The following is a 21324-nucleotide window of genomic DNA, read 5'->3' as shown; positions in this document are numbered from 1 at the left end:
AGTAATGGCTGTGATGCCCATGACGTTCATTGCCACGCAAGCCAACGCACTGAACATCTACCCAGGCCAGAACCTGGTTATAGACGGCACCTCGCAGGTCGATCGCTACGTCGTCAAAGAGGCGACCCTGACCTCCAATGGCGCGACGATGTTAGGCGTCAAGGCGCATGACTCCACGTTTACCATGAATGGCGGCAAGGTCAAAAATACCGCAGGCCAGGAAGTTGGCGTGGCGCTTTACGGCAGCAAGGGCACGCTGCGCGATGTCTCCATATTCAGTGGTGGGGCCCAAGGCCTGGTTGTCGGTACCCAATCGAGCCGTGGCTCGACGGTGGAGGTGTTCGACAGCACCATAACCGGCGGCACATTTGGCATCGGGCTCGGCGGCTCCAGCACGTTGTTCTTGAGCAACACCCAGGTCAGTGGTGTAAACGCCGGCTTGAGAGCGTACGACGGACAACTCACCACCCAGGGCGGCCGGATATACGGCGGCACCAACGGGATAGTGGCGTATCGCTTGCCCACGATGGACGACCCCTCGGTGTTGAACCTCAACCAGACCGAGGTGGAGGGCGGCACAGGCGCCGCCATCCTGGTGGACTATCCCGGCGGTACCCAGATCAATATCAACGATGGCACCACCCTGATCGGCGGCAACGGCAACATGCTCGAAATCGACCATGGCGGTGCAGCCGATGTGAATGTGTTCAACAGTGCCCTGAGCGGCAACGTTCAGGTCGGCAAAGACGGCGCCCTGGACTTGAAGATGGATGCCGCCTTCATGAATGGCGATATCGTCAACAGCGGCGGCACCGCTAACGTCGGCTTGAACAACGGCTCGGTGCTGACCGGGCGTCTGGACAATGTCGACAAACTGTCGGTCAACAGTGACGCCACCTGGGTGATGGTCGACGGGCAGCAGGCGCTCAACGCGCTGTCGATGAATGGCGGTAACGTCAAGTTCGGCGATTCGGGAGCCTTCTATAAGTTGGACGTGGCCAACCTGTCCGGCACGGGCGGTACGTTCATCATGAAGGCGGATTTTGGTCAGATGGCCGGGGACTTCCTGAATGTGACGGGCACCTCTTCCGGTGATCATCAACTGCTGATCGCCAGCACGGGGGCTGACCCGCTGTCCCAGCGCCTGCAGATGGTGCACACCGCCGACGGTGTCGCGAACTTCAGCCTCGCGGGCGGGCGAGTCGACCTCGGCACCTATTCGTATGACCTGGTGGCCGACAATCAAAACCATGACTGGTACCTTGACCCCGATAACAAAATCATCAGCCCGAGCACCAACTCTGTGCTGGCGCTGTTCAACGCGGCGCCGAGTGTGCTGTTGGGTGAAATGACCACCTTGCGCACGCGCATGGGGGAACTGCGTTTCAACGGCGGTCAGAGCGCCGGCTTGTGGACCCGCGCCTATGGCAATAAATATGAAGTGTCCAACGACAAGACAGGCCTGGGTTATAACCAGAGCCAGCGCGGGTTCACCCTGGGCGCGGATGCGCCGCTGGAGGCCGGCGACGGGCAGTGGTTGGTCGGTGTCATGGCCGGGCACAGCCAATCGGACCTGGACCTGAACCGGGGCAGCAAAGCGACCATCAACAGTTACTACATGGGTGGCTATGCCACCTGGCTGGACAGCGAGAGCGGCTTTTACTTCGACGGCGTGCTCAAGTTCAACCGCTTGCACAATGAATCCAACGTCGCCATGAGCGACGGCAAGAAGAGCAAAGGCAACTACACCCAGAATGCCACCGGCGCTTCGGCGGAGTTTGGCCGGCATATCACGCTGGATGATGGTTACTTCGTGGAACCCTATGGCCAGCTGTCGGCGGTGATCACCCAGGCCCAGAGCTACACACTGGACAACGGTCTGAAAGCCAAGGGAGACCGCTCCAGTTCGGTCATCGGTGAAGTGGGCGTTACTGCCGGCAACAACATCCAACTCGACAGTGGCAGCATTCTGCAGCCCTACTTGAAGGCTGCCGTCAGCCATGAATTCGACCAGAGCAACAAAGTGTTCGTCAACGACAACTCGTTCAACAACGACCTGTCCGGCTCGCGGTTGAAGCTTGGGGCGGGTGTGGCGATGTCGGTCTCTCAGGAATTGAGCGTGCATGCGGACCTGGAACGCAGCGTGGGCAAGAATATCAAGCAGCCGTTGGGTATCAACGTCGGGTTGCGCTACGCATTCTAAGTAGCGCGGGTAACTGGGGCGGGCGCCTCCTTTGTGTTGAAGGAGGTGCGTTCCGTTCGTCGGTCAAGTTGCAAACCTGTCAGATTTGACAGTAGGCGGTTATTTGTTTTTGACGCTAACTGGATGGGCATTCTTTTATAAGGAGATTCCCATGCGTTATTCGTTCAAGAACACAATGATGCGGGCTGTACCTGGGGTGTTAGTGGCAGCGGGGATGGCCGTGCTGCTTGCTGCGTGTTCCAGCAGTCCTGAAAATATAGGCGTGGATGGTTATCCGAACCAGGATCCGCCCTGCACAAGTGCAGGCTATTTCAAAAGCGTATCGCCTGGCTGGTTTTACAGGTGCCGCTACGACCTGGGGAGCAACCGTTGGATAAAGTATCCGCAACAATGCCCGGCCGGCACGGAATTCAATCCCGCCACACGGAAGTGCGAATAACGTAAATGCTGCATCAATAAGCCTCTCTTCCGTACGGTCGAGAGGCTTTTTTGTGTGCTCAACAAGGATGCCGGGTGGCGTTGAAGTGCGTATTGAATAACGTCCGGGGACGTTCCGCGCAACATCGCCACTCGGCACCGTTTCTGCAGCTATGGAAGTTCTGCCACCAAAATATCATCCAGCGAAAAATCTGCCGGTGAGTACGTGCTTCTGAAGAAAATACGTATCGGCAAGTACTGAGAAGGCGCCCCGGCAGGCAGCGCGAAGGACAGGTCGTAGGTGTACCAATTACCCTCGTGGACATAGACGAAGTTTTTTGACTGACTACCAAACTCAACGTATGTCAGGGGTTGGTAAGGGGACAAATCGACTTTCATTTTGAAACTGATACGGTAGGTTCTACCGCTTTTGATGAAAAAGGTTTTAATCACGCCCGGCGTTATAGCGCTAGCGCCATTGAGCTTTGCATGCCAGTAATTGTTATTATTGAAGTTCCGGATCTCGCCAAGCCCATTGACCAGATTGGCCCAGCCATTCCAGAAGAACACTTCAAAATCCGTGAAGTCAGAGAGGCGCAGCGCTTTGATGAGGTAAGTACTCGATGGAAAGAGCGTCGCGTCCGCTTCTGTTTTGCTGCCGGTATACCCCACTGCGGCCGTCACTTTAACCGTGCTGCCATCGGGGAGTGCGGTGAACCAACCGAGGTCCGCCGGCTCGCGAATAATCCCGTGTTCGGCCTGCTCTTGACTGATGAGATCGCCGTTCAGCAGTGTCAACGGTCTTGATGCATCAGTGCTGTGGCATTTGAGCCAGATCGGTTGGTCCTTCCTGCTGAGCAGCCACCTTGCCAGGTCCACCCAGCAGTAGTTGGTGCTGACTGTATTGAGGTCCAAGAGCGAGCCGGGTTTCAGACTGTTGAGTGTGGGCTGCGGCAGCGGGTTGCCGCCCGGTATCTCATCGAAGCCCAGGACTCGCAGGTTCAATACCCTTGAGTCACGGGTGGAGCCGTTGTTTGTTACGTGGTACTGAATGCGTAGAACGCTTTCGAGGTGGTAGGCCAGTACCCAGTTGGGAAACACAAATAGCACATAGCCCACACGTGGGTTGCCGTATTGAGGCTCAATGGTCGGCAGTGCGATACCGGGTCTGCCTGTCAACTCGGGTTTGATAAGATCCTTCTCAGACATTGCAAACTGCACTCGAATGGTCACATTCGGCGTGCTGTCGGCCATCTTTGGATCAATGGTAGCGTTTTCGTCGTCCAAGGGCGTGCTGTTATAAACCAACGGCGCGGGGAGATCATGCTCGATAATGATTTTCATGGGGACGATTTCCGAAGCCCGCGTTGCAGCGTTTGGCCGTACACGCTCGTAGGAAATATCCATCTGTTTATTGGGTCTGATGAAGTCAAGCTCCACCTTGAAGGGCAGGTCCCGACCTTCCCAGAAGATGTCGATTGGGAGGGGCTGCGAGGGTGCGGTTCCTCCAGGTGCATCACCCCTGGCATGCAGGATGACGGTATCCCCGTCTTTGATATCGGGGTTGGCGGGCACCCAAATGTTGGCTCTTTCGGACGTCCCTAGGTCGAACTCGTAAGCGGGCGGCGGAGCCTCGTCAACGTCCGGTGCGGGCAGTGCGGCATATCGCGCATCAATATAAACCGTTGTTATCGGAGAGCGATGCCTGCCGTCGGCGGTTATCGTGAAGTACCAGATTTCCAGGGAGCCGCCCATGAGCAGGGCAATCGGCACGCCCAGCCCTCGGATAAGCTCAAAGGACACCTTGCCGGAGCCGATTTTGTCTACCGTATTGTCGTAGTAACTATGACCAGGGGACTTGCCCAGCACATGGAGTTCGACCTGGTCGTAGTAACCGAACCCGTGAACTTCGATGTCGACGTGCGCTTGGGTTAGATCAGCAGGAATTCGTCCATTGACGGCCTCGCGCACTTCAGGCGCGCGCAGGCCCCCGGAGGCAGAGCCGGTTACATAGACTTCCGTGATAAAGGAGCCTAGATTCTTCTCGTTATAACGGATTCGTTCATATTGAAGGAAACTGCGGCCGCCAACGAGAGGCTCCAGGTCGATCACCGGGCACGGAATTCTAAGCAGTCGCGAGGCGGTCGATTGCAGGGGGGCTGAATTGTAGATTTTACTCACCGGCAGTCCAGCCGCCGTGCCGCTGAGGCGTACCCTGATCACATCGTTGATGGCATAGTTGCGAGGTTCGATCAAGACAAGGATTGTCACCTGCGCGCCAGTCACCTTGCTCAGGTCCAGTGTGCCGTCGTCGTCAGCCTCCAGGAAGTGGCAAGCTGGCAACAAGTCTCTTGACCCATCGTCCAGATAGACTTGGAGGTATTCGGCTTCCGACCAGCCGTCGGAAGGGTTGCCGACTTCATCTTCCACGCTGAACAGGCAAGGGTGAGAACCATTGCCGATTTTTAGCCAATCGCTCTGACATACTTCAATGACAATGTCCTGGTAGGTTCCAGCCTCTTCCGGCAACACAGTGCGCTTGATGGTGTGGTCACCGATTTTCAGGTGAATGACATCGCGTACTGCCCGATGATCGGGCGGGGGCAATGACGTGTCGGCGGGATAGGACGGAATTCCAATGGCTATGCACTTGCCATTGCTGAAGTCCGTCTCGGTGATGCCATCTCGCAGATACTTCGGATCAATGACCGGCTTGCGCAGGTTCGGGTTTACAGGGTGCGGGCTGACCGGGTTCTCTCCGCCGGGCTGGCGTGTATCGACCTTAAGGAGGGTTCTTTTGGTTTCTCCGACGGCTTGGCCGAGGCGCGTCACTCTGATGTATGCGTAGACCAACCCATCGGAGATCACCGGCCGCGGTACGAACAGGACTATCAATTGGTGGCCGTCAAGGTGTTGCTTCTGGATGGTCGTATGCGCAACGGGGTTCTTAAGCGTTCCCCAAAAACATTCCACATCGTCCAGCTCAGCCGCCTCCAGAAAGGGCAATAAGGCGAACAGCACCCCTTCCTCCTGCGACATTACCGCGATGCGGTTGATACCTGCATCAACACCCTGTACGCCCAGCGTGCGTGCCGGTATGTACAGGGTCAGGTCTGAGAGCGGCACTCTTTCGCCGGCCTTTATCAAGTTCAAGGTGGCATCGGAGGGAGGGGGGACCAGGTAACTCGTGTCGATGTGGGATCGCCGTGCAGACGGTGCCTTTTTTCTTTTCTCCTGCGCGCGAGGGATCGGGGCAGGCAGTGATTGCTGCTCTGAGTTGTCGGTCAGGTGTTGGCCGGATGGTGAAGATTCTTCATTGCTGTCCATGGTGAAACCCTCTGCAATCAGTGAGACACACGATGTCTACGGCCATTACGCAATGGCCGTAGCTGCGAAGAGGTGTAACGCGCGATGGGAGGCGCAACCAGCTGTGAGAGTTGACAGTGCCGACCAACGGTCATGGCCCGAATGAGGGGCATTCTCGCAGCGGATTGTCAGGGCTGGCGGTTCCAGTGTCGGAATAGCGGCTCGGCCAGGAATAGCACGAACAGCAAGCGCATCACCTGCATGGCCGTTACCAGGGGGACGGACAGTTGCAGTGTTTCGGCGGTAAGACTCATCTCGGCAATGCCGCCGGGCATCATGCCCAGGGTCAGCGAGCGCAGATCCAGGTGCGTCAGTGCACTCAGGCCCACGGCCGCCAGTGTTGCCAGCGCCATGGTCAAGACCGTGCCGATCAAGGTGCGGGCCATGAACGACGGAGCCCGGCGAAAGAACTGGCGGTTGAAGTGACAACCCAGGCCGCTGCCGATCAGCCATTGGCCGACCTGGCTACCGCCATCGGGCAGCCCGATATGCAGGTCGAACACCACACTGGCCGTCGCACTCACCAGCAATGGCCCGAACAACCAGGGGTTCGGCTGACGCAAACGCTGCCAGCCCCAGGCCACCATTGCGCCGAGTGGAAACAGCAACGCCAGCCACAGCCCGTTCACCGGCGCGGGATGAAACTGCGGCGCGCCGCCGCCCAGCACATACTTGAAGATCGCCGGTACACACAGCACCACCAGCAGCACGCGCAAACTCTGGCCGGCGGCAACACGGCTAAGCACCGCACCGTTGCGCGCGCCGAGGTTGACCATCTCGCCGGACCCGCCCGGCATGCTGGAAAAAAACGCGGTAGCGCGATCTTCACCACTGCGGCGCATCAACCATACGCCGACCACACTCGACAGGCTGGTGACCAGCGCGCCGAAAAAGATCAGCCCGAAGTGGCTCATCACCTGCTCGATCACCACCGGCGTGAAGTGCAAGCCAATGCCGATGCCCACCACCCATTGGCCGCATTTGCGCCCGCCGGGAATTTCCGCCAACTGCCACGGCGTCAGGCAACGCACCAGGATGATCGCCAGCAACGAGCCGACCATGTAGGGCAAAGGCCAGCCGACGAGGCTGGCCAGGTAACCGCCGGCCAGGCCGACCAGCGGTGTTCCCCACCACTGTTTAAAGGTGACGTCAGACATCGGCCACGGCACGACGCTGCAGGGCGCGTTTGCGGTAGATGCGCACCAGCGGGAACATCAGCATCAGCGCGGTCAGTACCCATACGCCAAAGGTGATCGGGCTCGACCAGAGGATGTCCAGTGCACCGTTGGAGATCGACAGCGCCCGGCGCAGGTTCTGTTCCATCAGGCCGCCGAGGATAAAGCCCAGCAACACCGGCGACAGCGGGAAATCGAGCTTGCGCAGGATGTAGCCGAAGATGCCGATCCCGACCATCAGGAACAGGTCGAACGTGGTGGCGTGAACCGCGTACACACCGATTGCGGTGATGATGGCGATCACCGGCACCAGCGCCCAGTTCGGCACGGCGAGGATACGGGTGAAGATGCGGATCATCGGGATATTGAGGATCACCAGCATGATGTTGGCGATAAACAACGACGCGATCAGGCCCCAGACAATGTCCGGTTGCTGTTGGAACAGCAGCGGGCCGGGCGTGATGTTGTACAGCGAGAGGGCGCCGATCATCACGGCTGTGGTGCCCGAGCCGGGCACGCCCAGGGTCAGCATCGGCACCAGGGCGCCGCAGGCGGAGGCGCCGATCGCGGTTTCCGGGGCGGCCAGGCCACGCATGTCGCCCTGGCCGAATTTGCCGCTGGCACCGGCCAGGCGTTTTTCGGTCATGTAGGCCACGGCGGACGCCAGGGTTGCACCGGCACCCGGCAACACACCCATGATGAAACCGAGCAAGCCACAGCGGATGTTAACCACGAACACCGCACCGGCTTCCTTGAGGTTGAACATCATGCGCCCGGTGGCTTTGACCGCTTCCTGGCCGCGGTGGGTTTTTTCCAGCAGCAACAGGATCTCGCTGATGGAGAACAGGCCCAGCACCAGCACCACAAACTGGATGCCATCGGTGAGGTGGATGTTGTCGCCGGTAAAGCGGTACACGCCGCTGTTGGCATCGATGCCCACCGCCGAGAGGAACAGGCCGATCAGCGCCGCCACAAAGGTCTTCAGCGGCTTGTCACCGGCCATGCCGCCCAGGCACACAATCGCAAATACCATCAGCACGAAATATTCCGCCGGGCCGAAGGCAATCGCCCATTTGGCCAGCAGCGGGGCGAACAGCACCATGCCGCAGGTGGCGATAAAGGCACCGATGAACGAACTCCAGGCCGACAACGACAGCGCCACACCGGCCAGCCCTTTACGGGCCATCGGGTAGCCGTCGAGGGTGGTCATTACGGTGGAGGCTTCACCCGGAATATTGAGCAGGATCGAACTGATGCGCCCGCCGTATTCGCAGCCCAGATACACCGCTGCGAGCAGGATCAACGCGGACTCGGGTGGCAGGCCCAGGGCGAATGCGATGGGGATCAACAGCGCCACGCCGTTGATCGGGCCCAGGCCCGGCAACAGGCCGACTACGGTGCCGATCAGCGTGCCGCACAGCGCGGTGATCAGGTTGTACGGGCTCAGCGCGACGCCGAAGCCCTGGCCCAGATAGCCAAAAGTATCCATATCAGTTCTCCAGAACGTCGAGCAGGCCGAGGGGCAGCGGCACATCCATGGCTTTATCGAACAGCAGGTACAGGCCGATAGCCATGAGGCCGACGATCACCACGCTGGGCATCCAGCGGCCGCCATACAGGCGCGCCATCGGGATGCCGATCAACATGCTGCTGAGGATGAAACCCAAGGATTCGAAGGTAGCGGCGAACACGAGCAACAGCGCCACGCAAATGCCGATCTTGACCAGGGTTTCGCGATCCAGCGCCGGTTCTTCTTCGGTGTGTCGGGTGGGTTGCGGACGAAACAGCATGTAGATCAGCGCCAGGCTCATCAGCCCAAGCATCAGCAGCGGGTAGGCGCGGGGCCCGACCGGCTCGTAGGAAAACGCCGCCTGATATGGCCACGCCATCAGGGCGAGGCCGGCGCAGGCCAGCAACAGCACGGCGGCAAAAATGCGTTGTAAGAGCATAGAAAACTCCAAGGCCCCTCTTGTAGGAGCGAGCTTGCTCGCGAAAAACTTCAACGATAACGCGTGCTGTCTGGACGCACGTGGATGTCCTTGGGTTCTTCGCGAGCAAGCTCGCTCCTACAGGGGCATTACACAAAAGAGGGGCGTTTACTGGATCAGGCCGAACTCTTTGGCCAGCACTTTGTAGTCAGCCACCTGTTTCTTCACATAGGTGTCCAGCTCCGGGCCGGTCATGGCGAAGGGGAACAGCTCACGCTGGTCACGCAGCTTGGCGAACTCGTCGGAGGCCAGCAGTTTGTCGAACGCGTCTTTCCACCAGGCGTAGTCGGCATCGCTGACTTTTGGCCCGAGGTAGAAACCGCGCACCACGGGCCAAACGATGTCGTAGCCTTGCTCCTTGGCGGTCGGAATATCTTTCATTTCCGGCTCGTCCAGACGCTGCTCGGAGAACACCGCCAACAGGCGCATGTCACCGCTGAGGATATGTGGCATGGAGTCGGAGATGTCGGTACTGCCCACCTGGATGTGGCCGCCGAGCAACGCGGTAGCGATTTCGCCGCCGCCTTCGAGCGCGACGTAACGCAGCTCGCGCGGGTTGATCCCGGCCGCCTTGGCGATCAGCGCGGTTTGCATCCAGTCCTGGCTGCCGACTGTGCCGCCGGAACCGATCACCACGCTGCCCGGATCTTTCTTCAAGGCTTTTACGAGATCGTCGAGGCTCTTGTAGGGCGAATCACTTTTCACTGCGATGGCGCCGTAGCTGGTGCCCACCGCGGCGAGCCAGCGCACAGCGCTTTCATCGAAACGACCGAACTTGCCCTGGGCCAGGTTCAGCAACGAACCGCTGGACCAGGCCACCAGCGTGCCGGCATCCGCAGGGCGCTGAGCGACCACCGCGTTATAGGCCACGGCGCCCACGCCGCCTGGCATGTAGGTCACGCGCATTGGCTTGCTCAAGAGCTTCTGGTTGACCAGCGCGCTTTGCGCCAGTTTGCAGGTCAGGTCAAACCCACCGCCCGGGGAGGCCGGGGCGATGCATTCAGGTCGCTTGGGCTCGTCGGCGGCCAACAGGTGGCCGGCGAACAGCATGCAGCCGGCAGTCAGGGCCAGTTTACGCAGTGAAAGGGTCATGGTGATCTCCGTCTTGTTGTTATGAGTGGCTTACCAGGCGCTACTTAATCAGCGTGCGATGCCGTAGTTGACCCGCGGCGCGATGAGCCAGTACGGATCGTCATAGGGCACGGTGCTGTCGCCGGACAGGTGTAGGCCTGGCCAGGCGGCGAAAGGCCGGCAAGCGCGGCGGCACTGGCGGGAGCGGTGTGACTGAGGCGGGAATTATGAACAGGCGGGCAAGCCTGGGGCTGTGTCGACAGCATCGTGGTGCACTCCGTTATTGTTCTTATTTTGGCGAAAACGCGTCGAGGCGTTTTTCGGGCGCTACGGGTGAAGTAGCTCGGCGGGCATAAACCACCGTGACTGGATGCTAAAGGGCGAAGCTTTCACTAACCTTTCAGTTGCCTTTCAATGTTTTCGGGCTTCACAGGGCAGGTTGCGCCTGTAAACTGCCCGCCAAAGCGTGGCGTCGACCACTCCTGAACGAGGTAGAAATCCATGCGCGTCCTCCTGGTTGAAGACCATTTGCAACTCGCCGAAAGTGTCGCCCAAGCGCTCAAGAGCACGGGGTTGACCGTCGACGTACTGCACGATGGTGTGGCCGCGGACCTGGCCTTGAGCAGCGAGGAATACGCGGCGGTGATCCTCGATGTGGGGCTGCCGCGCATGGAGGGTTTCGAAGTGCTGGCACGCTTGCGCGCCCGTGGAAAAAACGTGCCGGTGTTGATGCTGACGGCCCGCAGCGATGTAAAAGACCGCGTACATGGCTTGAACCTGGGCGCTGACGATTACCTCGCCAAACCGTTTGAACTGACGGAACTCGAAGCGCGGGTCAAGGCGCTGCTAAGGCGCAGCGTGTTGGGCGGCGAACGCCAGCAGGCGTGCGGCGTGCTGGTTTACGACCTCGATACGCGGCGTTTTACGGTCGGTGGCGAATTGATGACCCTGACCTCGCGTGAGCAAGCCGTGCTTGAGGCGCTCATTGCCCGGCCTGGTCGGGTGATGAGCAAGGAGCAACTGGCCTCCCAGGTGTTCGGTCTCGACGAAGAAGCCAGCCCGGACGCCATCGAAATCTACGTGCACCGCCTGCGCAAGAAGCTCGACGGCCAGCCCATCGCCATTGTCACCTTCCGTGGCCTCGGCTACCTGCTGGAAGCCCGCGATGCATAAGCCCAGCAGTCTGCGCTGGCGCCTGCTGTGGAACCTGGCGCTGCTGCTGGTGCTGCTGATGCTTGCCAGCGGCATGAGCGCCTACTGGAACGGTCGCGAAGCCGCCGACACCGCCTACGACCGCACGCTGCTGGCCTCGGCGCGCACCATTGCCGCTGGCTTGACCCAGGTCGACGGCACGCTCAGCGCCAACGTGCCCTATGTGGCCCTGGATACGTTTGCCTACGACAGTGCCGGGCGTATTTATTACCAGGTCAACGATATCCATCAGAAGCTGATTTCCGGTTATGAAAACCTGCCCGGCCCGCCACCCGGAACCCCGCGCACTGACGATTACCCGGCCTTGGCGCGGTTCTACGACGCTGTGTATCAGGGGCAGCCGGTGCGCGTGGTGAGCCTGCTCAAGGCTGTTTCCGAGCCGAACATGAACGGCATGGCGGAGGTGCGTGTGGCGGAAACCGACGAAGCCCGTGTCGCCATGGCGCGCAGCCTGATGGCCGACACCTTGTTGCGCCTGGGCATGCTTGGCATTGGCGCGTTGTTACTGGTGTGGTTTGCCGTCAGCGCGGCGTTGCGCCCGCTGGAGCGCCTGCGCACGGCGGTGGAGGAACGCCAGCCCGACGACCTGCGACCCTTGCCGCTGGTGGAGGTGCAGGATGAGTTCGGCCCGCTGGTGCGGTCCCTCAATCATTTCACCGAACGCCTGCGCGGCCAGTTCGAACGCCAGGCGCAGTTTATTGCCGACGCCGCCCACGAGTTGCGCACGCCGCTGGCCGCGCTAAAGGCCCGCCTGGAACTCGGCTTGCGCGCCGAAGAGCCGGCCACGTGGCGCAGCACCCTGGAAACCGCGGCCCAGGGCACCGACCGTCTCACTCACCTGGCTAATCAGTTGTTGTCCCTGGCCCGTATCGAAAACGGTGCCAGGGCGATTGCCGAAGGCGGCGCGCAGCTGCTCGACCTCAGTCAACTGGCCCGGGAGTTGGGCATGGCCATGGCACCGCTGGCCCATGCGCGCGGCGTTGCCTTGGCGCTGGAGGCGGATGAACCGGTGTGGCTGCGCGGCGAACCGACGCTGCTCAACGAGTTGCTGAGCAACCTGGTGGACAACGCATTGGCTCACACACCACCGGGTGGCAACGTGATTTTACGGGTGACGGCGCCGGCGGTGCTGGAGGTCGAAGACGATGGCCCAGGTATCCCGCTGGAGGAGCGGGACCGGGTGTTCGAGCGATTTTATCGGCGCAGTCAGCAGGGTATGGGATCCGGCTTGGGGCTGGCGATTGTCGGGGAGATCTGCCGTGCGCATCTGGCGCAGATCAGCCTGCATGATGGCGCGTCGGCGGGGTTGAAAGTGCGAGTGAGCTTTATCGCCGGCGATCAATAGAACATTGAACGTGCTTCATCCAGCTCGAGGTGCAATTTCTCGCTGTCGGGGTCGACCCGCAGTTTTTTCATCGCCGGCACGTCCGTCATGTCGACTTTCGCCAGTGGATGTTCAGTGTTGCGGTGACAGAACAGCACGGCGATCTGCACCAGATCGATGTAATCGAGCGGGCCGCAGTCGCGTTCCAGGTTCAGGTACTGGCCCGGCAGTTTTGCCAGCATTTCCGGAAAGTCCCAGCCACTGAGCAACTTGTCGCCGAGTATCGGGTGGATGCTGTCGATCACGTGGTTGAGGCTGACCGGATCGGACAGCAACTCGTAATGGTCTTCGGCGTAGGTGAGGATCGGCAGCACGCCAATCTGGTGCACCAGGCCACCCAGGGCTGCCTGGTCCGGCTTGAGGTGGCTGTGCCGGCGACACAAGGCATAGCTGACGCCCGCTACCTCCAGGCTGCGGCGCCACACATCGCGCATTTTCTGCTCCACCACCTCGGAGCGGGCGTGAAAGATCTGCTCCATGACCAGGCCGATGGCCAGGTTGCTGCTGTAATTGGTGCCGAGCCGCGTGATGGCGGTGTGCAGGTCGGTGACTTCCTGAGTCGCCCTCAGCAACGGGCTGTTGACCACTTTGATCAGGCGCGCCGACAGGGCCGTATCGCGACTGATCACCTTGCTCAAATGGCTGATGCTGATCTCCGGGTCTTCGGCGGCCTGACGAATCTTCAGGGCCACCTCCGGTAACGTCGGCAGAACCAGGTCATCGTTGTCGATGGCCTTCACCAAAGCCTGTTGGACTTTTTCCGCCAGCTCGTTCATTCATGCTCTCTAGGGTGTTGCAAAAAAGGTGCGGCGATCAACGCTGGATCTCGCGATCGCGATCCAGCGCGTAGGGCAGGTCAAGCAACTGCAGGCCCGGGCCTTCCAGGCTGCCTAAGCGTACGTCGCCATTGTCGGCAGCTTCGGCTTGCAGCACGGCGAGAAGTTCAATTGACTGGTCAGCTTTTGCCGCGAGGACCACTTCGCCGATCGAACTGTTATGGCTGGGGGCAAACAGTGCGGTGCCTGGCTCCGGCAATTGGGCCGCTATCAGGCTCAGGCGGTACAGGCGGCGTTTGAGTTTGCCCAGGTACTGCATGCGCGCGACGATTTCCTGGCCGGTGTAGCAACCTTTCTTGAAGCTGACCCCGCCCACGGCTTGCAGATTGAGCATCTGCGGGATGAACAGTTCGCGGGTCTGCGGCATCACTTGGCCGATGCCGGCGCGAATCTGGCCCAGCAGCCATTCATTCAGTTCGGCTTGCGGCAGGGTTGCGGCCAGTTGGCTGCGCAGGCTCTCGGTGTGCTCGGCGGGTGCCCAGAGTTCCGCGCGGCCCGGCGATACACGCAGGGCGATCAGTGTCTCGGTGCGCACTACGCTGTCGGTTTCGAGCGGTAAGGCCAGGCCAAGGGCGGACAAGGTCTGATCGGCATTCGCCAGACCGAAACGCACCCAGGCGGCGCTTTCATCGGTGAGTTTGGATTTGGAGAACACCGCGTATTTCTTCAGGTCCGCCAGTTGCGGCTCGAGCAGTTCGCTGGCCATGGCCAGGAGCACGCCGTCACCTTGTAACAGGATGCGAAAACTCGACTGCATCCGGCCTTTTTGCGTGCAGCGCGCGCCCAGGCTGGCCTGGGTGTCACTCAGGTAATTGAGGTTGCAGGTCAATTGGCCCTGCAGGAACTTGGCAGCGTCAGCACCGCGGACGGCAAGAACGCCTTCGTGGGTCAGGGGGCAGAAGAAAGCAGAGTCGGCCATGGGTCATCGCAGGTTAAAAAGTCATAGGTGCATCATAGAGGGGCGCCCGGCAAATGCATAGTTTCCATGGGGCGCGACCAAAGCCGACTGTTCCGCTGCCGCCGGGCCTGTATACTTGCGCTCTATTTGAGGAGCGTTCCATGGTCGAAGCTGTAGAAATCAATCGCCTCTACTGGCACAGCCGTCGCGGCATGCTGGAATTGGACGTGTTGCTGGTGCCTTTCACCAAAGAAGTCTACGCAACGCTCAATCAAGTGGATCGCGACCTATACGTGCGACTGCTGACATGCGAGGACCAGGACATGTTCGGCTGGTTCATGGAGCGCGCTGAATCGGAAGATCCGGAGCTGCAGCGCATGGTTCGGATGATCCTGGATCGTGTCCAGCCCAAGTAATCGTTTCGAATGCCGCTGGCAGGCCTCGCGGCTGTTGCTGGCGGCTTATCTGCTTGCCCAGCTGCTCGCGCTGGGTGCCTGCCGGGTTGTCGACCTGCCTTTTGCGTCCCTTGGCCTGCTGGTATGCCTGGCCCATGCTGCGTGGGTGTTGCCGCGGCATGTCTTGCTGACTCACCGCTCGTCGGTTCAGGGCCTGCGCCGCGATGAGGACGGCTGGCAACTGTTCAGCGCTGAGCGCGGCTGGCACAGCGTGCAGTTACGGCCCGACAGCCTGGCGCTGCCGCTGGTCGTGGTGCTGCGCTATCGGGTGCAGGGTGAGCGCTGGGTGCGCTCCATTTGCGTGCCTCGCGACTCGCAGACCGCCGATGTGCACCGGCGCCTGCGCGTACGCTTGAAGTTCAGTCGCCGTAGGTGGCTGGCACCAGAATAGTGTCGCGGGCCTCGGGCAGCATCTGCGGGTAGTCCAGGGTGTAATGCAGGCCCCGGCTTTCCTTGCGCTCCATGGCCGAGCGAATCATCAGCTCGGCGACTTGAGCCAGGTTGCGCAGTTCGATCAGGTCGCGACTGACTTTATAGTTGCTGTAGAACTCGTCGATCTCATCCAGCAGCAAACGCACCCGGTGCTGTGCCCGTTGCAGGCGCTTGTTGGTGCGCACGATCCCCACGTAGTCCCACATGAAGCGCCGCAGCTCGTCCCAGTTGTGCGCGATGATCACGTCCTCGTCCGAATCCGTCACCTGGCTGGCGTCCCAGCGGGGCAGGGCGGCCGGCACCGGGATGCGCGGCAGTTGTTCAAGGATGTCCGCCGCCGCCGAGCGCGCGTACACAAAGCATTCGAGCAGCGAATTGCTGGCCATGCGGTTGGCGCCGTGCAGGCCGGTGAAGCTGGTTTCGCCGATGGCGTACAGGCCTGGCACGTCGGTGCGGCCATGCTGGTCGACCATCACGCCGCCGCAGGTGTAGTGCGCGGCAGGCACCACCGGGATCGGGCCTTTGGTGATGTCGATGTTGAAGGTCAGGCAACGTTCGTAGACGGTGGGAAAGTGCGTCTTGATGAAGGCCTCTGGTTTGTGGCTGATGTCCAGGTAGACGCAGTCGATACCCAGGCGCTTCATTTCATGGTCAATGGCGCGGGCGACGATGTCGCGCGGTGCCAGCTCGGCGCGTGGGTCGAAGCGCTGCATGAAGCGTTCGCCATTGGGCAGCTTCAAGTGTGCGCCTTCGCCGCGCAAAGCCTCGGTGATCAGGAAGCTCTTGGCCTGGGGGTGATACAGGCACGTGGGGTGGAACTGGTTGAATTCCAGGTTCGCCACGCGGCAGCCTGAGCGCCAGGCCATGGCGATGCCGTCGCCGCAGGCTCCGTCGGGGTTGCTGGTATAGAGGTAGACCTTGGCTGCGCCACCCGAGGCAAGGAGGGTGAAGCGCGCGCCATAGGTGTCGACTTCGCCGCTGGCGCGGTTCAGCACGTAGGCGCCGAGGCAGCGCTGGCCGGCAAGGCCCAGGCGTTTTTCGGTGATCAGGTCGACGGCGACGCGCTGCTCCAGCAATTCGATATTGGGCCGTTGGCGGGCCTGGTCGAGCAGCGTCTTGAAGATGGCGGCGCCAGTGGCATCGGCGGCGTGGATGATGCGGCGGTGGCTGTGGCCGCCTTCACGGGTCAGGTGGAACTCGAATCCGCCGTCGTCGTTGCCTGCATGCTCATCGCGCGTGAAGGGCACGCCCTGGTCGATCAACCATTGGATGGCTTCCCGGCTATGCTCGACCGTGAAGCGCACCGCGTCTTCATTGCACAGCCCGCCGCCGGCATTGAGGGTGTCTTCGACATGGGATTGGACGGTATCGGTGTCGTCCAGCACGGCAGCGACGCCGCCTTGCGCCCAGAATGTCGAACCGTTGGCCAGGTCGCCCTTGCTCAGTACGGCAATGCGCAGGTGGCCAGGGAGGGTCAGCGCCAGGCTCAAGCCGGCGGCGCCGCTGCCGATCACCAGGACATCGTGTTGAAACTGTTGGCTCATTGAATGGATTCCGCAAAAAGCGATCCGGAGAGGAGGCGCAAGCAGGACGCCTGGATCGGCGAATCAAAGGGGCACACGGGCCACTAGTATATAGAGGGGTGGAGCGGCACAATAGCCAGGCATTCGTGGCATTGTGAGATTACGGTGCACAGCTTCGGTTACACAGCCAGTCAGCGAGCGGGAACTTTTTGCATAGGCCCCGACTCAATAGCAGGTTGCCCGAAAGCTGGGAAGACGTTGAGTTTATTGGCCCGTCGGGAGCATTGGACGCGTCAGAAGACCGACGACAAGATTATTCGCGCAGCCGGCGTTGCCTGAGCTGCGTTTTTCGTGTGTGCCAAATCAGTGCGTGCCGGAAACTTGCTTGAAGGGGGAGAACTTTTGCGAAAAGCCCGAGTCTATGTTTGCAAGCCTGATCGTTTAGTTATGCAAGCCTCCTTCGAGTACAACGAGGAGTGTTCATGCTAACCCAGGAAGAGGATCAGCAGCTGGTCGAGCGCGTACAACGCGGCGACAAGCGCGCATTTGATCTGTTGGTGCTGAAATATCAGCACAAAATTCTCGGGTTGATCGTGCGGTTTGTGCACGACACCCATGAAGCGCAGGACGTTGCACAGGAAGCCTTTATCAAGGCGTACCGTGCACTGGGCAATTTCCGCGGTGATAGCGCGTTTTATACGTGGCTGTACCGCATCGCCATCAACACGGCGAAGAACTATCTGGTGTCTCGCGGTCGCCGCCCACCAGACAGTGATGTCAGTTCAGAAGATGCTGAATTTTATGATGGTGATCACGGCCTCAAAGATCTCGAGTCGCCGGAGCGTGCGTTGCTGCGCGACGAGATCGAGGGAACCGTTCATCGAACGATTCAGCAACTGCCAGAAGATTTACGTACGGCGTTAACTTTACGTGAATTCGATGGTCTGAGTTACGAAGACATTGCGAGCGTCATGCAATGTCCGGTGGGGACTGTCAGGTCACGGATTTTCCGGGCCCGGGAAGCCATCGACAAAGCCTTGCAACCGTTGTTGCAGGAAAACTAAAGACAGCGGCGACAGCCAAGAGAGGAACCGCCATGAGTCGTGATGCCCTGCAGGAATCGCTGTCCGCAGTGATGGATAACGAAGCGGATGAACTGGAACTTCGTCGAGTGCTCAACGCATTTGATGATGCCCAAACCCGTGATACCTGGTCTCGTTACCAAGTCGCTCGGGCGGTGATGCACAAGGATCTTCTAATCCCTCGTCTGGATATTGCTGCGGCCGTTTCTGCCGCGTTGGCCGATGAAGCCGTTCCGGCAAAAGCTGCACGTGGTCCATGGCGTAGCCTGGGTCGCCTGGCAGTTGCTGCTTCGGTGACCGTCGCCGTACTGGCCGGTGTTCGTTTGTACAACCAGGACGAAATCGCGGGTGCCGAACTGGCCCAGCAGACGCAGCAGCCGGTCATGGCCGGTCCGCAAGTCAAAGGTCCGGCTGTACTGGCTGGCTACAAGGAAAGCTCTGACACCGCCGGCCCTATGGCTAACGGAGTGCTTCAAGGGCAATCCGGCTGGCAGGACCAGCGTCTACCCGGCTACCTGCGCCAACATGCACAGGAAGCGGCTGGCAAGAATGCTGAAAGTGCCCTGCCATACGCTCGCGCAGCAAGCCTGGAAAACCGCTGAACCGTTAAGGAGCCCTATGCGCGCCATACCGCTCCTTACGCTTTTGCTCAGTAGTTGGTTTGCACTACCCGCCCATGCCGATGAAGCCCAAGACTGGCTGACTCGACTTGGGCGTGCAGAGCAGCAGCAAAGCTTTCAAGGTACGTTCATCTATGAGCGTAACGGCAGTTTTTCTACTCACGACATCTGGCATCTGGTCCAGAACGGTCAGGTCCGGGAGCGGCTATTGCAGCTCGATGGTTCTGCCCAGGAAGTCGTACGGGTAGACGGCCATGCCCAATGCGTCAGCGGCACACTGGTGGCCGGCGTGGGCAATACCCGTGACGGGTCGTCACGTTCCCTGAACCCGCAAAAACTCAATCAATTCTATGAACTGGCTGTCATCGGCAAGTCCCGCGTGGCCGGTCGTAATGCGGTTATCGTGTCGATCACCCCGCGTGATCATTACCGTCATGGTTTCGAGCTGCATCTGGATCGTGAGACTGGATTACCCCTCAAATCGTTGCTGCTCAGTGAGCAGGGGCAACTGCTGGAACGCTTTCAGTTTGTTCGATTGAATACGTCCGTAGCCCCCACTGATCGTGATTTGCAGCCCAGCAGCGAATGCACCCCTGTCGCGATTGTCCATGGCAAGGCAGCGCGAACGCCCGCTTCCAATGCGTGGCACCTGGATTGGCTGCCACCCGGCTTTGAGCTGACCGGGAATACATCTCGCAAAGATCCTCAGACCCAAGCCACCCTCGACAGCTTGATGTATGACGATGGGCTTGCGCGTTTCTCGGTGTTCTTGGAATCCACTGACGGTGCGAGCGTGTCGCAGACTCGCACTCAGCTTGGGCCTACGGTTGCGGTGTCCCGGCACTTGAATACGGTGGACGGCGAGGTCATGGTGACGGTGGTGGGGGAAATCCCGATCGGCACAGCCGAGCGCGTCGCATTATCGGTTCGCGGTGAAAAGACCGCAGCCAAACCATGAGTCGTTAATCCGGTGTTCATCTTGATCTTTCACTCTGCCCCCATGCCAGGGTGCCTGCCGAGAGCATGAAATGTCTGGATCAGCATTTTCACTTGCAAAAAATCTTTATGTTTTTTATAGGTCAGGGCTTCTCGGCCCTGGCCTTGTCTGTTCGCGGAACAAAAAATGCCGGTCGCGATTTTTGGCTTTTTTTGAACCCTGTCGCTCAACCCTGCTCGTCGTAACGGGAGCTGTATGTCGATACCACGTTTGAAGTCTTACCTATCCATAGTCGCCACGCTGTTGGTGCTGGGTCAGGCCGTGCCCGCGCAAGCGGTCGAACTGCCTGACTTCACCCAACTGGTAGAGCAGGCCTCGCCTGCGGTGGTGAACATCAGTACTACGCAGAAATTGCCGGATCGCAAGGTTTCGAACCAGCAGATGCCCGACCTGGAGGGCCTCCCGCCGATGCTGCGCGAATTCTTCGAGCGAGGCATGCCGCAACCCCGCGCCCCGCGCGGTGGTGGCGGTGGCCAGCGTGAAGCGCAGTCCTTGGGTTCGGGGTTCATCATTTCCCCTGACGGCTACATCCTGACCAACAACCACGTGATTGCTGACGCTGACGAGATCCTCGTACGCCTGGCCGATCGCAGTGAGTTGAAAGCCAAGCTGGTCGGCACCGACCCGCGTTCGGACGTTGCCTTGCTGAAAATCGAAGGCAAAGACTTGCCGGTGCTTAAACTGGGCAAGTCCCAGGACCTGAAAGCGGGCCAGTGGGTGGTGGCGATCGGTTCGCCGTTCGGTTTTGACCACACTGTCACCCAGGGCATCGTCAGCGCCATTGGTCGCAGCCTGCCAAATGAAAACTATGTACCGTTCATTCAGACCGACGTGCCGATCAACCCGGGCAACTCCGGAGGTCCGCTGTTCAATCTGGCGGGCGAGGTGGTAGGGATCAACTCGCAGATCTACACCCGTTCCGGTGGTTTTATGGGGGTATCTTTCGCGATTCCTATCGACGTGGCCATGGATGTCTCCAATCAGCTGAAAGCTGGTGGCAAAGTGAGCCGCGGTTGGCTGGGTGTGGTGATCCAGGAAGTGAACAAGGACCTCGCAGAATCGTTCGGTCTCGACAAACCGGCGGGTGCGCTGGTCGCGCAGATCCAGGATGACGGCCCGGCTGCCAAAGGTGGCCTGCAGGTCGGCGACGTGATCCTGAGCATGAACGGCCAGCCGATCATCATGTCGGCCGACTTGCCGCATCTGGTAGGTGCGCTAAAGGCGGGTAGCAAAGCCAAGTTGGAAGTGATTCGCGATGGCAAGCGCCAGAATGTCGAACTCACCGTCGGCGCAATCCCGGAAGAGGGTGCGACCCTGGATGCCCTGGGTAACGCCAAGCCAGGTGCCGAGCGCAGCAGCAATCGCCTGGGCATTGCCGTGGTTGAGCTGACACCCGAGCAGAAGAAGACCTTCGACCTCAAGAGCGGTGTCGTGATCAAGGAAGTCCAGGACGGTCCAGCCGCCTTGATCGGCCTGCAGCCTGGCGATGTGATCACTCACCTGAACAACCAGGCGATCGATAACACCAAGGAATTCACCGACATCGCCAAGGCGTTGCCGAAGAATCGCTCGGTGTCGATGCGTGTGTTGCGTCAGGGGCGTGCCAGCTTCATCACCTTCAAGCTGGCCGAGTAACCTTCCAGCCCAATAAAAAGCCCCGCCATT

The 21324-nt window shown here is 60.1% G+C and carries 18 protein-coding genes; 10 read left to right on the top strand and 8 right to left on the bottom strand.

Features of this window, described 5'->3' with window-relative positions:
- The first annotated feature begins 13 nt into the window (after positions 1–13).
- Both CIB54_RS06850 and CIB54_RS27255 read left to right on the top strand, forming a co-directional pair.
- Positions 14–2203, top strand: coding sequence for an autotransporter outer membrane beta-barrel domain-containing protein (locus CIB54_RS06850; RefSeq protein ID WP_332871779.1), 2190 nt, complete (start codon positions 14–16; stop codon positions 2201–2203).
- A 151-nt stretch (positions 2204–2354) separates the two neighbouring features.
- Entirely contained in the window at positions 2355–2642 is a 288-nt protein-coding gene (locus CIB54_RS27255; RefSeq protein ID WP_137201593.1) for a chitin-binding domain-containing protein, read from the top strand.
- Between the two features lie 149 nt (positions 2643–2791).
- On the opposite strand, the gene CIB54_RS06845 is transcribed toward CIB54_RS27255, so the two are convergent.
- The 5 genes from CIB54_RS06845 to CIB54_RS06825 form a co-directional block, all read right to left on the bottom strand.
- A complete protein-coding gene (locus CIB54_RS06845) occupies positions 2792–5947 on the bottom strand; it encodes a hypothetical protein (protein WP_101219202.1) in 3156 nt (1051 codons plus the stop codon).
- A gap of 167 nt (positions 5948–6114) precedes the next feature.
- Positions 6115–7143 carry an AbrB family transcriptional regulator gene (locus CIB54_RS06840; protein ID WP_065949268.1) on the bottom strand — a complete coding sequence of 343 codons (1029 nt, stop codon included), beginning with the start codon at positions 7141–7143 and terminating at the stop codon, positions 6115–6117.
- A complete protein-coding gene (locus CIB54_RS06835; RefSeq protein WP_065949267.1) occupies positions 7136–8650 on the bottom strand; it encodes a tripartite tricarboxylate transporter permease in 1515 nt (504 codons plus the stop codon). The genes CIB54_RS06840 and CIB54_RS06835 overlap by 8 nt, the downstream gene beginning before the upstream one ends.
- Position 8651: 1 nt before the next feature.
- Entirely contained in the window at positions 8652–9110 is a 459-nt protein-coding gene (locus CIB54_RS06830; RefSeq protein ID WP_101219200.1) for a tripartite tricarboxylate transporter TctB family protein, read from the bottom strand.
- A gap of 147 nt (positions 9111–9257) precedes the next feature.
- Entirely contained in the window at positions 9258–10247 is a 990-nt protein-coding gene (locus tag CIB54_RS06825) for a Bug family tripartite tricarboxylate transporter substrate binding protein (protein WP_162515436.1), read from the bottom strand.
- A 474-nt stretch (positions 10248–10721) separates the two neighbouring features.
- Between CIB54_RS06825 and CIB54_RS06815 the strand changes: the two genes are divergently transcribed.
- Positions 10722–11393, top strand: coding sequence for a response regulator (locus tag CIB54_RS06815; protein ID WP_065949264.1), 672 nt, complete (start codon positions 10722–10724; stop codon positions 11391–11393).
- Positions 11386–12777: a sensor histidine kinase gene (locus CIB54_RS06810; RefSeq protein ID WP_065949263.1), complete on the top strand. Its 1392-nt coding sequence runs from the start codon at positions 11386–11388 to the stop codon at positions 12775–12777. The genes CIB54_RS06815 and CIB54_RS06810 overlap by 8 nt, the downstream gene beginning before the upstream one ends.
- On the opposite strand, the gene CIB54_RS06805 is transcribed toward CIB54_RS06810, so the two are convergent.
- Together CIB54_RS06805 and CIB54_RS06800 are read right to left on the bottom strand one after the other, a co-directional pair.
- Complete coding sequence (locus tag CIB54_RS06805; RefSeq protein WP_065949262.1) at positions 12771–13592, bottom strand: HDOD domain-containing protein; 822 nt, start codon at positions 13590–13592, stop codon at positions 12771–12773. The two genes, CIB54_RS06810 and CIB54_RS06805, sit on opposite strands and share 7 nt — an antisense overlap.
- A 37-nt stretch (positions 13593–13629) precedes the next feature.
- On the bottom strand, positions 13630–14571 hold the full coding sequence (locus tag CIB54_RS06800) for a CAF17-like 4Fe-4S cluster assembly/insertion protein YgfZ (protein ID WP_101219198.1): 942 nt from the start codon (positions 14569–14571) through the stop codon (positions 13630–13632).
- A 140-nt stretch (positions 14572–14711) separates the two neighbouring features.
- Between CIB54_RS06800 and CIB54_RS06795 the strand changes: the two genes are divergently transcribed.
- Both CIB54_RS06795 and CIB54_RS06790 read left to right on the top strand, forming a co-directional pair.
- A complete protein-coding gene (locus tag CIB54_RS06795) occupies positions 14712–14966 on the top strand; it encodes an FAD assembly factor SdhE (protein ID WP_065949260.1) in 255 nt (84 codons plus the stop codon).
- Positions 14950–15396, top strand: coding sequence for a protein YgfX (locus CIB54_RS06790; protein WP_101219196.1), 447 nt, complete (start codon positions 14950–14952; stop codon positions 15394–15396). Before CIB54_RS06795 ends, CIB54_RS06790 begins: the two co-directional genes overlap by 17 nt.
- Here CIB54_RS06790 and nadB read toward each other — a convergent pair.
- Positions 15365–16981, bottom strand: coding sequence for an L-aspartate oxidase (gene nadB / locus CIB54_RS06785; protein ID WP_065949258.1), 1617 nt, complete (start codon positions 16979–16981; stop codon positions 15365–15367). The genes CIB54_RS06790 and nadB overlap by 32 nt on opposite strands.
- A gap of 461 nt (positions 16982–17442) precedes the next feature.
- Here nadB and rpoE point away from each other — a divergent pair, with 461 nt between their 5' ends.
- The 4 genes from rpoE to CIB54_RS06760 all read left to right on the top strand — a co-directional run bounded on the left by rpoE (position 17443) and on the right by CIB54_RS06760 (position 21294).
- Positions 17443–18024 (top strand): RNA polymerase sigma factor RpoE/AlgU, encoded by a 582-nt coding sequence (gene rpoE, locus CIB54_RS06780; protein ID WP_003172477.1) that lies wholly within the window; start codon positions 17443–17445, stop codon positions 18022–18024.
- Positions 18025–18056: 32 nt separating this feature from the next.
- The gene (locus tag CIB54_RS06775) at positions 18057–18644 is read left to right on the top strand and encodes a sigma-E factor negative regulatory protein (protein ID WP_057723059.1); all 588 of its coding nucleotides are present in this window, start codon (positions 18057–18059) and stop codon (positions 18642–18644) included.
- A gap of 16 nt (positions 18645–18660) precedes the next feature.
- A complete protein-coding gene (locus CIB54_RS06770; RefSeq protein ID WP_101219194.1) occupies positions 18661–19620 on the top strand; it encodes a MucB/RseB C-terminal domain-containing protein in 960 nt (319 codons plus the stop codon).
- 234 nt (positions 19621–19854) lie between these two features.
- Positions 19855–21294: a DegQ family serine endoprotease gene (locus tag CIB54_RS06760; RefSeq protein ID WP_065949256.1), complete on the top strand. Its 1440-nt coding sequence runs from the start codon at positions 19855–19857 to the stop codon at positions 21292–21294.
- Positions 21295–21324 lie beyond the last annotated feature (30 nt).

The sequence above is a fragment of the Pseudomonas fluorescens genome, from assembly GCF_002837185.1.
Classification (GTDB): Bacteria; Pseudomonadota; Gammaproteobacteria; order Pseudomonadales; family Pseudomonadaceae; genus Aquipseudomonas; species Aquipseudomonas fluorescens_AM.
The sequence above is the reverse complement of the archived record's forward strand: the minus strand, read 5'-3'. Positions and strand labels throughout refer to the sequence as shown.

Coding starts and splice junctions, on each gene's coding strand:
- CIB54_RS06850 (WP_332871779.1), top strand. CDS start 14: ATGCCCATGACGTTCATTGCCACGCAAGCCAACGCACTGAACATCTAC.
- CIB54_RS27255 (WP_137201593.1), top strand. CDS start 2,355: ATGCGTTATTCGTTCAAGAACACAATGATGCGGGCTGTACCTGGGGTG.
- CIB54_RS06845 (WP_101219202.1), bottom strand. CDS start 5,947: ATGGACAGCAATGAAGAATCTTCACCATCCGGCCAACACCTGACCGAC.
- CIB54_RS06840 (WP_065949268.1), bottom strand. CDS start 7,143: ATGTCTGACGTCACCTTTAAACAGTGGTGGGGAACACCGCTGGTCGGC.
- CIB54_RS06835 (WP_065949267.1), bottom strand. CDS start 8,650: ATGGATACTTTTGGCTATCTGGGCCAGGGCTTCGGCGTCGCGCTGAGC.
- CIB54_RS06830 (WP_101219200.1), bottom strand. CDS start 9,110: ATGCTCTTACAACGCATTTTTGCCGCCGTGCTGTTGCTGGCCTGCGCC.
- CIB54_RS06815 (WP_065949264.1), top strand. CDS start 10,722: ATGCGCGTCCTCCTGGTTGAAGACCATTTGCAACTCGCCGAAAGTGTC.
- CIB54_RS06810 (WP_065949263.1), top strand. CDS start 11,386: ATGCATAAGCCCAGCAGTCTGCGCTGGCGCCTGCTGTGGAACCTGGCG.
- CIB54_RS06805 (WP_065949262.1), bottom strand. CDS start 13,592: ATGAACGAGCTGGCGGAAAAAGTCCAACAGGCTTTGGTGAAGGCCATC.
- CIB54_RS06800 (WP_101219198.1), bottom strand. CDS start 14,571: ATGGCCGACTCTGCTTTCTTCTGCCCCCTGACCCACGAAGGCGTTCTT.
- CIB54_RS06795 (WP_065949260.1), top strand. CDS start 14,712: ATGGTCGAAGCTGTAGAAATCAATCGCCTCTACTGGCACAGCCGTCGC.
- nadB (WP_065949258.1), bottom strand. CDS start 16,981: ATGAGCCAACAGTTTCAACACGATGTCCTGGTGATCGGCAGCGGCGCC.
- rpoE (WP_003172477.1), top strand. CDS start 17,443: ATGCTAACCCAGGAAGAGGATCAGCAGCTGGTCGAGCGCGTACAACGC.
- CIB54_RS06775 (WP_057723059.1), top strand. CDS start 18,057: ATGAGTCGTGATGCCCTGCAGGAATCGCTGTCCGCAGTGATGGATAAC.
- CIB54_RS06770 (WP_101219194.1), top strand. CDS start 18,661: ATGCGCGCCATACCGCTCCTTACGCTTTTGCTCAGTAGTTGGTTTGCA.
- CIB54_RS06760 (WP_065949256.1), top strand. CDS start 19,855: ATGTCGATACCACGTTTGAAGTCTTACCTATCCATAGTCGCCACGCTG.